Genomic DNA, 12,987 nt, shown 5'->3' with positions numbered 1-12,987 from the left:
GATTCGCGGCTAAAGCCGCTCCCACAGGTACCGCGGCGCGCTCACAGGCCTGCTCATTCAGCGATCAGCCAGTCCATCCGGTAGCTGCCGGCGGTCTGCGCCAACTCTTTGGCCAGCCAGGGCAACAGCTCCTTGAGTTCGTCCTCAAGCCCCCATGGCGGGTTGGCGATGGCCAGGCCTGAGCCGTTCAAGCCCTGCGGGCTGTCCTGATGGTGAACATACAACTCGACCCGCAACAGCTTCGGCGCGCCAGTGCTGGTCAGGTCCTGGTAGAAACGGGTCAGCGAACGCTGATCCTTGATCGGGTACCAGATGGCGGCGACAGTCTGGCGCATCCGGCCGATCGCCTCTTTCAAGGAGGATGTGCAGCGCTTGAGCTCATCGGCCTGCTCGAACGGCGGGTCGATCAGCATGATTGCGCGTTTTTCCTGCACCGGCAGCAGCGCCCGCGGCACATGCCAGCCCTCGCCCAGGTGCACCACAACGCGCGGGTCTTTCTTCATGTTCTCTTTGAGCAGCGGGCCGTCTTCCGGGTGCTTCTCGTTGAGCAAGGCACGGTCCTGCTGACGCATCAGGCGGCGCGCCAGCTCCGGTGAACCGGGGTAGTAACGCAGCTGGCCATCGGCATTCAGGCGCTTGATGACGCGCAGGTAGTCTGCCGCCATGGCCGGCAAGTCATCGCGATTCCACAGGCGCGCGACACCTTCGAGGTATTCACCCGTGCGCGTCGCCTGGTCGCCCTGCAGGTCGTACAGACCCAGGCCGGCGTGGGTATCGATATAGGCGAACGGCTGCTCCTTGCGCGACATCAGGGCGATGAGGCGGGTCAGCACGATGTGTTTGAGGACGTCGGCGTGGTTGCCGGCGTGGAAGGCGTGACGATAGTTCATGGCAACTCCTGCGAAGCCGGCAAGTTTACCTTGCCTCGCGGGCGGAGTCAGGCCCGACTGCTGATCGGTGGCGCCTGCCTGCGCAGCAGGCGCCGCCGATTCAACGGGTATTACTTGTCGGCGTGGTACGCCGCATCAGCAGTTTCAAAACGCGAAACCATGCTGCTCGACGGGCTGCCCAGCTTGCTCACGACAAAGATGGCGATGCTGGCGAACAGGAAGCCTGGGATAATTTCGTACAGGCCCCAGGTATCGATCTGTTTCCACACGATCACGGTCACTGCACCGACCACGATACCGGCCAGGGCACCGTTACGGGTCATGCCTTTCCACAGCACCGAAATCAGCACCACCGGACCGAAGGCAGCGCCGAAGCCGGCCCAGGCGTAAGCCACCAGGCCCAGCACGCGGTTTTCCGGATTGGCGGCCATGGCGATGGCGATCAGCGCAACGGCCAGCACCATCAGACGGCCGACCCACACCAGCTCGACCTGCGAAGCATTCTTGCGCAGGAAGGCCTTGTAGAAGTCTTCGGTCAGGGCACTGGAGCAGACCAGCAACTGGCAGCTCAGGGTACTCATCACCGCTGCCAGAATGGCCGACAGCAGCACGCCAGCGATCCATGGGTTGAACAGGATCTTCGCCAGTTCGATGAACACACGCTCATGGTTTTCGGTGACCGGACCCGCCAGGTCAGGATTTGCCGAAAAGTAGGCGATACCGAAGAAGCCCACGGCGCAGGTACCGGCCAGGCACAGGATCATCCAGGTCATGGAAATGCGACGGGCGTTAGCGATCGACTTGACCGAATCGGCGGCCATGAAGCGCGCCAGGATGTGCGGCTGGCCGAAGTAGCCCAGACCCCAGCCCATCAGCGAGATGATGCCGATGAAGGTCGCACCCTTGAGCATGTCGAAGTTGGCCGGGTTGACGGCCTCGATAGCAGCGAAGGTGGAGTCGAAGCCACCGGTGGAAATCAGCACGATGACCGGCGTGAGGATCAGCGCGAAGATCATCAGCGAGGCCTGCACGGTATCGGTCCAGCTTACCGCCAGGAAACCACCGACGAAGGTGTAGGCGATGGTTGCGGCAGCACCGGCCCACAGCGCCGTCTCGTACGACATGCCGAACGTGCTTTCGAACAGGCGCGCACCGGCGACGATGCCCGAGGCACAGTAGATGGTGAAGAACACCAGGATGACGATGGCGGAGATGATGCGCAGCATGCCGCTCTTGTCTTCGAAGCGGCTGGAGAAGTAGTCCGGCAGGGTCAGCGCATCGCCATTGTGCTCGGTCTGCACGCGCAGGCGGCCGGCAACGAACAGCCAGTTGAGGTAGGCACCGACGGTCAGCCCGATGGCGATCCAGGCTTCGGAAAGGCCAGAGAAGTAGATGGCGCCCGGCAGGCCCATCAACAGCCAGCCGCTCATGTCGGAGGCCCCTGCGGAAAGCGCGGTGACCACGCTACCCAGGCTGCGACCGCCGAGGATGTAGTCGGAAAGGTTGTTGGTGGCGCGATAAGCGGCGAAGCCGATCAGCACCATTGCCGCGATGTAGACCACGAAAGTGATCGTTAGTGGATTGCCCATGCGTGTGCCCTGGCGTTTGTTTTTATTTCATGCACAACCGCAGCGAGACGGTTGCACCCAGACGGCGAATCCTATGCAACAACATAAAGTGGGTGCAACCATTTTTCTTTTGCAAGTTGCACCCAGTCGCGCAAAATCAGGCAAAGCCGTTTTTTTGCTCCAATTTGGAGCAAAAACGGTATTTTTCAGAACGAAAGGCACCGAAAACGACCTTTTTGTCTTTGGGGATATTTTCATCGGACGAGTTGCACCTCATCAACGAAAAAAACGGGTTGCACCTGGTTGCACCCGAAATATCCTACAGATACTCTTGGTGTCAGCTTAGGCCACAGCCGTGGCAATAACGAGGATAAGAAATGGCGACGACCACCCTTGGGGTCAAACTCGATGACCCGACCCGTGAGCGACTCAAAGCAGCTGCGCAGTCGATTGACCGCACGCCGCACTGGTTGATCAAGCAAGCGATCTTCAACTACCTGGAGAAGCTCGAGGGTGGCGCCACCCTGACCGAACTCAATGGTCAAGCCAACGGTTCGGCGGACGACGCCGGCGAAGTCCAACCGGACCATGCCCACCAGTGCTTCCTGGAGTTCGCTGAAAGCATTCTGCCGCAGTCGGTGCTGCGTTCCGCCATCACCGCCGCCTACCGCCGCCCGGAGCAGGAAGTCATTCCGATGCTGCTGGAGCAGGCGCGCCTGAGCGCACCGCTGGCCGAGGCCACCAACAAGCTGGCCGCCGGCATCGCTGAAAAATTGCGTAACCAGAAGAGTGCTGGCGGACGTGCTGGCATCGTTCAAGGCCTGCTGCAGGAATTTTCCCTTTCGTCGCAGGAAGGCGTCGCCCTGATGTGCCTGGCCGAAGCCCTGCTGCGCATCCCCGACAAGGGCACCCGCGACGCACTGATCCGCGACAAGATCAGCACCGGCAACTGGCAGCCGCATCTGGGCAACAGCCCGTCGCTGTTCGTCAACGCCGCCACCTGGGGCCTGCTGCTGACCGGCAAGCTGGTCTCCACGCACAATGAATCCGGCCTGACCTCCTCGCTCACCCGCATCATCGGCAAGAGCGGCGAGCCGATGATCCGCAAGGGCGTCGACATGGCCATGCGCCTGATGGGCGAACAATTCGTCACCGGCGAAACCATCGCCGAAGCACTGGCCAACGCCAGTCGTTTCGAGTCCAAGGGCTTCCGTTATTCCTACGACATGCTCGGCGAAGCCGCATTGACCGAGCATGACGCACAGAAGTACCTGGCCTCCTACGAGCAGGCGATCCACTCGATCGGCAAGGCCTCCCATGGCCGTGGCATTTATGAAGGCCCGGGCATCTCGATCAAGCTGTCGGCGCTGCACCCGCGTTACAGCCGCGCCCAGTACGAGCGCGTGATGGAAGAGCTGTACCCGCGCCTGCTGTCGCTGACCCTGCTGGCCAAGCAATACGACATCGGCCTGAACATCGACGCCGAAGAAGCCGACCGCCTGGAGCTGTCGCTCGACCTGCTCGAGCGCCTGTGCTTCGAGCCATCGCTGGCCGGCTGGAACGGTATCGGCTTCGTCATCCAGGCCTACCAGAAGCGCTGCCCGTACGTGATCGACTACGTCATCGACCTGGCCAAGCGCAGCCGCCACCGCCTGATGATCCGCCTGGTCAAGGGCGCCTACTGGGACAGCGAGATCAAGCGTGCCCAGGTCGAGGGCCTGGAAGGCTACCCGGTGTACACCCGCAAGGTGTACACCGACGTTTCCTACGTCGCCTGCGCGCGCAAACTGCTGGCAGTGCCGGAGGCGATCTATCCGCAGTTCGCCACCCACAACGCCCACACTCTGTCGGCCATCTACCACATCGCCGGCCAGAACTATTACCCGGGCCAGTACGAGTTCCAGTGTCTGCATGGCATGGGTGAGCCGCTATACGAACAGGTCGTAGGCAAAGTCTCCGAAGGCAAGCTGAACCGACCGTGCCGCGTGTACGCCCCCGTCGGTACTCACGAAACCCTGCTGGCCTACCTGGTGCGTCGCCTGCTGGAAAACGGCGCCAACACCTCGTTCGTCAACCGCATCGCCGACCATTCCATTTCCATTCAGGAGCTGGTTGCCGACCCGGTCGCCAGCATCGAACGCATGGGCACCCAGGAAGGCAGCATCGGCCTGCCGCACCCGCGCATCCCGCTGCCGCGTGATCTGTATGGCAGCGAGCGGGCCAACTCGGCCGGCATCGACATGGCCAACGAACACCGCCTGGCGTCGCTGTCCTGCGCCATGCTGGCCACCGCGCACAACGACTGGAAAGCCACCCCGCTGCTGGCCTGCGCCGCCAGCGAGTCCGCTGCAACGCCAGTACTGAACCCGGCAGACCATCGCGACGTGGTCGGCCATGTGCAGGAAGCCACGGTCGGTGACGTCGACAACGCCATCCAGTGCGCCATCAATGCCGCGCCGATCTGGCAGGCCACCCCGCCGGCCGAACGCGCCGCCATTCTGGAACGCACCGCCGACCTGATGGAGGCCGAGATTCAGCCGCTGATGGGGCTGCTGGTTCGTGAGGCTGGCAAAACCTTCGCCAACGCCATCGCCGAAGTGCGCGAGGCCGTGGACTTCCTGCGCTACTACGCGGTGCAGGCACGCAACGATTTCAGCAACGACGCCCACCGCCCACTGGGCCCGGTGGTGTGCATCAGCCCGTGGAACTTCCCGCTGGCAATCTTCAGCGGCCAGGTAGCCGCAGCTTTGGCGGCCGGTAACCCGGTGCTGGCCAAACCTGCCGAGCAGACCCCACTGATCGCGGCCCAGGCTGTGCGCCTGCTGCTTGAAGCCGGTATTCCCGAAGGCGTACTGCAGCTGCTGCCAGGCCGCGGTGAAACCGTCGGTGCCGGCCTGGTCGGTGACGAGCGCGTCAAAGGCGTGATGTTCACAGGCTCCACCGAAGTTGCCCGTCTGCTGCAGCGAAATGTCGCCGGCCGTCTGGACAACCAGGGCCGTCCGATCCCGCTGATTGCCGAAACCGGTGGCCAGAACGCAATGATCGTCGACTCCTCGGCACTGACCGAGCAGGTGGTGATCGATGTGGTGTCTTCGGCCTTCGACAGCGCCGGTCAGCGTTGCTCGGCCCTGCGCGTACTGTGCCTGCAGGAAGATTCCGCCGACCGTGTGATCGAGATGCTCAAGGGTGCCATGGCCGAAAGCCGCCTGGGCAACCCGGACCGCCTGGCCGTGGACATCGGCCCGGTGATCGACGCCGAAGCCAAGGCAGGCATCGAGAAGCACATCCAGGGCATGCGCGAAAAAGGCCGCTCGGTCTACCAGGTCGCCATCGCCGATGCCGCCGAGGTCAAACGCGGCACCTTCGTCATGCCAACCCTGATCGAGCTGGAGAGCTTCGACGAGCTCAAGCGCGAGATCTTCGGCCCGGTGCTGCACGTGGTGCGCTACAACCGCCGCAACCTCGATCAGCTGATCCAGCAGATCAACGACTCCGGCTACGGCCTGACCCTCGGCGTGCACACCCGTATCGACGAGACCATCGCCAAGGTGGTGGAGAACGCTAACGCCGGCAACCTGTACGTCAACCGCAACATCGTCGGTGCAGTGGTCGGTGTGCAGCCGTTCGGTGGTGAAGGCCTGTCCGGCACCGGCCCGAAAGCCGGCGGCCCGCTGTACCTGTACCGCCTGCTGTCGACCCGCCCGGCGGACGCCATTGGTCGTCACTTCCAGCAACAGGACGGCGAAGGCAAGCCGGAACGCACCCTGCACGAACAGCTGACCAAGCCGCTGCACAGCCTCAAGGCTTGGGCCGAGAGCAACCAACAGGCCGACCTGGCCGCGCTGTGCAGCCAGTTCGCCAGCCAGTCGCAAAGCGGCATCGCCCGCCTGCTGCCAGGCCCGACCGGCGAGCGCAACAGCTACACCATCCTGCCGCGCGAGCATGTGCTGTGCCTGGCGGATAACGAGGCTGACCTGTTGGCGCAGTTCGCTGCAGTGCTGGCGGTTGGCAGCTCAGCTGTGTGGGTGGACAGCGAGCCAGGCAAGGCTTTGCGCGGGCGCCTGCCGAAAGAGCTGCAGGCCAAGATCAAGCTGGTGGCGGATTGGAACAAGGATGAAGTGGCGTTCGACGCCGTGATCCACCATGGCGACTCCGACCAGCTGCGTGGCGTTTGCCAGCAGGTGGCCAAGCGGGCCGGGGCGATCGTTGGCGTACATGGGCTGTCCAGCGGGGATCACCAGATTGCGTTGGAGCGGTTGGTGATTGAGCGTGCGGTGAGTGTGAATACGGCTGCTGCGGGTGGTAATGCCAGCTTGATGACTATTGGCTGAGGCTGAGGGTCGTTGGCGAAAAAGGAGAGCTTCGGCTCTCCTTTTTTTGTGCTTGCTCCGAAATTGAGTCTGGGCGGCCAGGTGCATGCCTTGATTATTGCAGCGCGGCGGATATCGAGCGCCGCCCGCGCGGCGCATCGCGGATGAATCCGCTCCTACGGTCTACCTACGGCCAGTTATGTCTGGCACATCTTCACTGTCCGCCTTGTGCGTACGACTTGATATCGAGGCGTACGCCAAGACTGACAGCGGAGATGCCGCAGGCATAACTGGCCAGAGGTAGACCGTAGGAGCGGATTCATCCGCGATGCGCCGCGCGGGCGGCGCTCGGTTTGAAGACCACCAGACAAGCCATGGCGAACACCTGCACGCCGCACCGCTTTCTAAAGCCATATCACTCCCACCTATAAAACTGTCCCGCCTCCCCCCCTGGCCCTAGACTCGCCCCAAGCCCGCTCAAGGACCGCCGCCATGCCCGAGACCCTGCTCAGCCCCCGCAACCTCGCCTTCGAACTCTACGAAGTCCTCGACGCCGAAGCCCTGACCCAGCGCCCGCGCTTCGCCGAGCACAGCCGCGAAACCTTCGATGCGGCGCTGGCCACCGCGCGCACCATCGCCGAAAAGTTCTTCGCCCCGCACAACCGCAAGGCCGATGAAAACGAGCCGCGCTATGTGGACGGACGCGCCGAGCTGATCCCCGAGGTGAAACCGGCGGTCGATGCCTTCCTCGAAGCGGGCTTCCTCAACGCCAACCGCGACTTCGAAGTCGGCGGCATGCAGCTGCCCAGCCTGGTCTCGCAGGCCTGCTTCGCGCATTTCCAGGCCGCCAACGCTGGCACCACGGCCTACCCGTTCCTGACCATGGGTGCGGCCAACCTGATCGAAAGCTTCGGCAGCGATGAACAGAAACGCCTGTACCTGCAGCCGATGATCGAGGGCCGCTACTTCGGCACCATGGCGCTGACCGAACCCCACGCCGGCTCTTCGCTGGCCGATATCCGCACCCGCGCCGAACCGGCTGCCGACGGCAGTTACCGGATCAAGGGCAACAAGATCTTCATTTCCGGCGGCGACCACGAACTGTCCGAAAACATCGTGCACATGGTCCTCGCCAAGCTGCCCGACGCACCACCTGGGGTGAAGGGAATCTCGCTGTTCATCGTGCCCAAGTTCCTGGTCAAGCAAGACGGTAGTCGGGGCGAGCGCAACGATGTGCTGCTGGCCGGGCTGTTCCACAAGATGGGCTGGCGCGGCACCACGTCCACCGCGCTGAATTTCGGCGACAACGGCCAGTGTGTCGGCTACCTCATCGGCCAGCCGCACCAAGGCCTGGCGTGCATGTTCCAGATGATGAACGAAGCACGTATCGGCGTCGGCATGGGTGCGGTCATGCTGGGTTACGCCGGCTATCTGTATTCCCTGGAATACGCTCGTCAGCGCCCCCAGGGCCGACTGCCGGATAACAAGGATCCACAAAGCGCTGCGGTTCCAATCATCAGCCACACCGACGTCAAACGGATGCTTCTGGCGCAAAAAGCCTACGTGGAAGGAGCCTTCGACCTGGGTCTATACGCAGCCCGGCTGTTCGACGACACCCACACCGCCATCGAAGAAGACGCCCGAGTCCAAGCCCAGCAACTGCTCGACCTGCTGACGCCGATCGTCAAATCCTGGCCATCGACCTTCTGCCTCAAGGCCAACGAACTGGCGATCCAGATCCTCGGCGGCCACGGCTACACCCGCGAATACCCGGTCGAGCAGTACTACCGCGACAACCGCCTGAACCCGATTCACGAAGGCACCGAGGGCATCCAGTCGCTCGACCTGCTGGGCCGCAAACTGGCGCAGAACAACGGCGCCGGCCTCAAGCAACTGATTCGCCTGATCGCAGGCACAGCCGAACGCGCCAGCCATTACCCAAGCCTGGATGCCCTGCGCCAGCCCCTCGAACAGTTGATCAACCGCCTGCAGACCGTGACTCTGGCCCTGCTAGGCGATCTGGCCGAGGGCAAAACCGCTGGCGCGCTGGCCAACTCGGCCCTGTACCTCAAAGCCTTCGGCCACTGCGTGATCGGCTGGCGCTGGTTGGAACAGGCGACCCACGCCGAACTCGGCCTGTCGAAAGACAACCATGCCGACCGCGACTTCTATCTTGGCAAGCTGCAGGCTGCGCGGTACTTCCTTACCTGGGAGGTACCAGGCTGCCATCAAGAACTGGCGCTGCTCGAAGCTCGCGACGACACATGTCTCAGCATGCAGGACGCGTGGTTCTAGAGCCTGCCTGAATCGTCACTCAACACATTTTGCGGGAGAGGCTGATGTGTTCGGCTTGTGAGCGATGGCAATGCCAGCCGCCACCACCAGGATGCCAGCATAAGTCGTCCAATGAATCGCATCGCCGAACATCAGCGCGGCCCATAACAGGGTCACTGGTGGTTCGAGATAAACCAGCGTCGAGACGCGGGTTGCCGACAGCTTGGTCAGCAACATCCACAGGCTCAGATAGGCGATGAACGTCGAGAACAAGGTCAGCCAGACAACTGCGGCCCATACCTGGGTAGTGGTAGGCACTTCGATCAAGCCCAGCGGCAACCCTATGGTGGTGAGCAATACCAGGGTCGTGGTCGATTGCAGAAACAATGGCATCAGCAAACCGTCCTTGCTGTGGTCGGTTGCCAGGACCGATTGCCGTCGCTGATAAAGGGTGGCGATCGACAACGTTATCGCGGCGATCAGCGGCAGCGCATACAGCCACAGGTCGAGCCGAGTGGTGGACAAGTTGTACTCGCCGAAAATGACCATGCTGACACCCGCGAACCCGATCCCCAGCCCCAGCCACTCCTGTCTACCGCTGCGTTCCTGCTGATCTCTGCTGGTAAGTGATGCCGTTATCAAGGGTTGTAGAGCGCAGATGATGGCCGCAATGCCTGCCGATAGCCCGCCTCGGATAGCGATGTAGACGCTGACCAGGTAAGCAAATTGGGCCAGGAATCCGATAATCGCGTTGTAACGCAACTGCCCCCAAGACAGCGTGCGCAGTCGATGCACGACCAACGGCAGCAGGCAGAGGCTGACCAGCAGAAAGCGCCAGAACAGCAGATTTATCGCGCCAGCGTCCTCCGTGCCCAACCGAGCACCAATGAAGCCCGAGCTCCAGGAAAGAACGAAGATGACTTGCAGGATAAGCAGGTATGGCGCGCTGCCTTGCATGATCACCCCCCCCTGTGACGCAATTCCTCGAACGTAATCGGCTCCATGCCAATCCGGGCATACTGCCGGGCTGCCGGACGATGCAGAGCCCAGCGCAGCTTCAACCAATTGGGAATCGTCGCAGGGATGCCATCGTCGGAGGCCAGGTGCCAGAAACGATTGGAATCATCAGTGAAATAGGGGCAGTGGAAAGACAGTACCAGGGACATGCGTCGGCCGCTCAGCACCGGCCGGACACCATGAAACAAGCGGCTGCCGTAGATGAACAGCGCATCACCTGGTGCATCCAGGCCTGCAGTTTCGAACGTACGGTGATCCAACGCATCGAAAGTATCAATGGTTCCGTTATGGAACAGGAACTCGCCCCCACTGTAGTCGCAACCGCCCGACAATACGACGTTGAGCACGTAATTGGTGCCGTCCGTGTGCCACATGCCCAACTGCTGTTGTTGCTCGACAGGCTTGGGATAAAAGTAGTTGATCTGCGAACGCGCATTGAGCATCGGGTATGGCACGAGCGGCACGCCTGCAATCCGGGAAACAGCCAGCAGGAATGAGCGGCTGTTCATCATGTCGTCGATGAATGACGAAAGCGCCGTTACCCCCCGGGTGCGCCGCGAAATGATCCAGTCACTGTCCCCTGCCCGTTGCTCCAGGCGGGCACCGATGTCTTGCAACACCGCCACCCCCTCGGGAGTGAACAACCGATGAACCACAGCCACCCCGGTAATGGCGTCCGCCTCAATGGTTGAGTGAGGACTCTCTGCATAGCCAAGCTGTTCGAGTGTGCGGCTGTCGCTGACACTGGGCCCTTGTTGGCACAGCAGATCGTCGCGCCAGGCGATAGGGTCGCCCAGGCAAATCGACGATGGCCGCTGCGTGCGCTTCAATGTCGACTTCAAGGCCAGCTTCACACGCCCTAAGCCGCGTTCGAACAGGGGTAAGGTGCTTGAGTGGTTCATGATTTGCCCGTCCTCGTGGAGTGACTACTGGAGATATTTTGCAATCTGGTAGCGCACCGAACCGTCACCACTGGCGAATTCGTCCACCACACTGCAGTTGCAGTGCCTTGCGCGCATGCGGCGGAACTGTTCGGGTGTGTATTTGAGGCAGATGTTGGTCAGCAGATACCCATGCTCTTCCAGGCGTTGCACGGGCTGCAGGGTCACGACTACGTGAATCAACTCATCCAGAATTCGCAGCGGGACGAGAATGGCCTCATGCTCGCCACAGGGTAGGAAGCTTTGCTGAAGCGCCACCATGCGGGAGAACTGGAGCATGTTGGGGTTGGCATAGAATGAAAGAATGGTGTTTTCCAGGCCCTGTTCGTACACCTGCATTTCCGAAAGGATGTAGGTGGTATCACCCGCCAGATTACGGATGAGCCTGCCAGTGCTCACCGGCAGTTCATTACCTTCCTGAAAGCCGAGCAGGGTGATGAGGGTGAGCTCCTGGTCGTGCCGCAAGTCGTCGTGGGTCACGGTGCGATAGTCCGCGGCGATGTAGTTGAAGCTGCCCTCCGCCTGAACGATGGGCAGTAACGCATCGCTCATGGCGGATTCCGATGTCTGATTGATATCGATGGCGGTGTAGCGAATGGAGCTTGAGGTTTGCGCCATTTGCTTGAGCAAGCAGGCACTCTTGACCGGCTCCGGGCCTAGCTCGACGTAATGCACGCGGCGCCCGCTACCAAGCGCCGCCAGCCGCTCGGCAACATTGCCGATGACGCTCTTGAGCGCCCCCTTCCCCTGCGCGTCGGCACAAAGCCCGTCGTCACCTACACCTTGCTCGTTCAGATCCCGCATGAGCAGAAATATCTCGTGATTGAAACGCTGTTCACGGTCAGCTACGGGTTCGGGCTGAATAAGCGTCGAGTACTTCTCATGGTTCTCGACGGTCCATAGGCGTGCGTGCTGATAAGAGGGGGTGCGTACGAGTGCATCTACAACAAAGTCGTTCAGGCTCATCCGTGTCATTCCATTGCATTGTCGGTAGGGAAGCGTGCTTTGGGCCCACAGTAAGTGGGGGTATGAAGCCTGTACAGTTGATTAAATCGAAGCGCTGGTTCGATCCAACCAAATAAGGAAGTTATATGGGCAAAGGCCTCGACATAGATGTATTGAGAACCTTCCAGGCAGTGGCTCGGCTAGGTCGCTTCAAGGATGCTGCCGACTACGTCCACCGCAGCCCCTCGGCAGTGACCTCGCAAATACAGAAGCTGGAGGAGAAGCTGGGGCAACAGCTGTTCGCCCGCAGCAACCAGTCAGTTGAGCTGACCCCGGCAGGCCGTCATTTGCTGGGTGAAGCGACACGTTTCCTCATGGTCCACGACCGGCTGCTGGCAACGCTGTCGCCGCAGCAGATGACCGGCAAGGTCCGCCTGGGAGTACCCGACGGCTATGCTGCCGATCTCATGAGCGACTTTTTGCCGGAGTTCGTCGCCAGCAATCCCAAGCTGGAACTGGAGGCCGTGGCGCGATCCAGCGCCGAGCTGATCGACCTGTTCGCCCGGCAACGCCTGGACCTTGCAGTGGCAGTCAGCAGTGATAACTGGGAGCAGGGAGAATGGCTGCGTTCGACTCGGCCACGCTGGGCTGCGGCCCCAGGGTTCACCCATGACGCCAGTCGCCCCTTGCCATTGGCACTGCAGTTGAAGGGCTGCCCGTACCGGGAAGCCGCCTTGCAGGCGTTGAAGGCACAGGGCATCGAGTACCGTGTGCTGCTGGAAAGCGCCAATTGGCATGCGGTGCTGGCCTGCATGCGAAGCGGCCTGGCAGTCGGCATCGTCGAAGGCCTCGATGACGGCGATACATCGCTCGCCTACCTGGAAGGCATGGGCTTGCCCGACCTTGCCAACATCACATCTACTTGCTGACGGACACCTCCCATCATGTCGCGGCCCATCTGAACGCAATGTTGAAAGCCGCCATCCAGAAGGACGGGGCGGGTCGCGGTGCAACCATAGGCAATACGAATCCCTGACCTGGG

8 protein-coding genes and 1 pseudogene are annotated in these 12,987 nt (G+C 61.7%); 4 read left to right on the top strand and 5 right to left on the bottom strand.

Annotated elements, in window-relative coordinates; translation table 11 throughout:
* Positions 1-53: 53 nt before the first annotated feature.
* Both ACIPZF_RS06630 and putP read right to left on the bottom strand, forming a co-directional pair.
* A complete protein-coding gene (locus tag ACIPZF_RS06630; RefSeq protein ID WP_400796729.1) occupies positions 54-890 on the bottom strand; it encodes a 23S rRNA (adenine(2030)-N(6))-methyltransferase RlmJ in 837 nt (278 codons plus the stop codon).
* A gap of 110 nt (positions 891-1,000) precedes the next feature.
* On the bottom strand, positions 1,001-2,479 hold the full coding sequence (gene putP / locus ACIPZF_RS06625; RefSeq protein ID WP_400796726.1) for a sodium/proline symporter PutP: 1,479 nt from the start codon (positions 2,477-2,479) through the stop codon (positions 1,001-1,003).
* On the opposite strand from putP, the gene ACIPZF_RS06620 reads away from it, so the two are divergent.
* The 3 genes from ACIPZF_RS06620 (at position 2,478) to ACIPZF_RS06610 (ending at position 9,063) form a co-directional block, all read left to right on the top strand.
* On the top strand, positions 2,478-2,804 hold the full coding sequence (locus tag ACIPZF_RS06620; RefSeq protein WP_400796723.1) for a hypothetical protein: 327 nt from the start codon (positions 2,478-2,480) through the stop codon (positions 2,802-2,804). The genes putP and ACIPZF_RS06620 overlap by 2 nt on opposite strands.
* A gap of 31 nt (positions 2,805-2,835) precedes the next feature.
* Positions 2,836-6,789 carry a trifunctional transcriptional regulator/proline dehydrogenase/L-glutamate gamma-semialdehyde dehydrogenase gene (putA, locus tag ACIPZF_RS06615; protein WP_400796721.1) on the top strand — a complete coding sequence of 1,318 codons (3,954 nt, stop codon included), beginning with the start codon at positions 2,836-2,838 and terminating at the stop codon, positions 6,787-6,789.
* A gap of 471 nt (positions 6,790-7,260) precedes the next feature.
* Positions 7,261-9,063 carry an acyl-CoA dehydrogenase gene (locus ACIPZF_RS06610; protein WP_400796718.1) on the top strand — a complete coding sequence of 601 codons (1,803 nt, stop codon included), beginning with the start codon at positions 7,261-7,263 and terminating at the stop codon, positions 9,061-9,063.
* A gap of 15 nt (positions 9,064-9,078) precedes the next feature.
* Here the strand turns inward: ACIPZF_RS06610 and ACIPZF_RS06605 are convergent, their stop codons facing one another.
* Genes ACIPZF_RS06605 through ACIPZF_RS06595 form a run of 3 tightly spaced genes read right to left on the bottom strand, consistent with a single transcriptional unit; the run spans position 9,079 to position 11,966 of the window.
* Positions 9,079-9,999 carry a DMT family transporter gene (locus tag ACIPZF_RS06605; RefSeq protein ID WP_400796715.1) on the bottom strand — a complete coding sequence of 307 codons (921 nt, stop codon included), beginning with the start codon at positions 9,997-9,999 and terminating at the stop codon, positions 9,079-9,081.
* A gap of 2 nt (positions 10,000-10,001) precedes the next feature.
* Positions 10,002-10,961: a 2OG-Fe(II) oxygenase gene (locus ACIPZF_RS06600; RefSeq protein ID WP_400796712.1), complete on the bottom strand. Its 960-nt coding sequence runs from the start codon at positions 10,959-10,961 to the stop codon at positions 10,002-10,004.
* A gap of 24 nt (positions 10,962-10,985) precedes the next feature.
* Complete coding sequence (locus ACIPZF_RS06595) at positions 10,986-11,966, bottom strand: hypothetical protein (protein WP_400796709.1); 981 nt, start codon at positions 11,964-11,966, stop codon at positions 10,986-10,988.
* A 125-nt stretch (positions 11,967-12,091) separates the two neighbouring features.
* On the opposite strand from ACIPZF_RS06595, the pseudogene ACIPZF_RS06590 reads away from it, so the two are divergent.
* Positions 12,092-12,981: pseudogene (locus ACIPZF_RS06590) on the top strand (LysR substrate-binding domain-containing protein).
* The last annotated feature ends 6 nt before the right edge of the window (positions 12,982-12,987 follow it).

The organism is Pseudomonas sp. NPDC089752, assembly GCF_044748725.1.
GTDB lineage: Bacteria > Pseudomonadota > Gammaproteobacteria > Pseudomonadales > Pseudomonadaceae > Aquipseudomonas.
Note: the sequence above shows the minus strand (reverse complement) of the source record. Positions and strands in the feature narration are given on the sequence as shown.

Coding starts and splice junctions, on each gene's coding strand:
- ACIPZF_RS06630 (WP_400796729.1), bottom strand. CDS start 890: ATGAACTATCGTCACGCCTTCCACGCCGGCAACCACGCCGACGTCCTC.
- ACIPZF_RS06620 (WP_400796723.1), top strand. CDS start 2,478: ATGCGTGTGCCCTGGCGTTTGTTTTTATTTCATGCACAACCGCAGCGA.
- putP (WP_400796726.1), bottom strand. CDS start 2,479: ATGGGCAATCCACTAACGATCACTTTCGTGGTCTACATCGCGGCAATG.
- putA (WP_400796721.1), top strand. CDS start 2,836: ATGGCGACGACCACCCTTGGGGTCAAACTCGATGACCCGACCCGTGAG.
- ACIPZF_RS06610 (WP_400796718.1), top strand. CDS start 7,261: ATGCCCGAGACCCTGCTCAGCCCCCGCAACCTCGCCTTCGAACTCTAC.
- ACIPZF_RS06605 (WP_400796715.1), bottom strand. CDS start 9,999: ATGCAAGGCAGCGCGCCATACCTGCTTATCCTGCAAGTCATCTTCGTT.
- ACIPZF_RS06600 (WP_400796712.1), bottom strand. CDS start 10,961: ATGAACCACTCAAGCACCTTACCCCTGTTCGAACGCGGCTTAGGGCGT.
- ACIPZF_RS06595 (WP_400796709.1), bottom strand. CDS start 11,966: ATGAGCCTGAACGACTTTGTTGTAGATGCACTCGTACGCACCCCCTCT.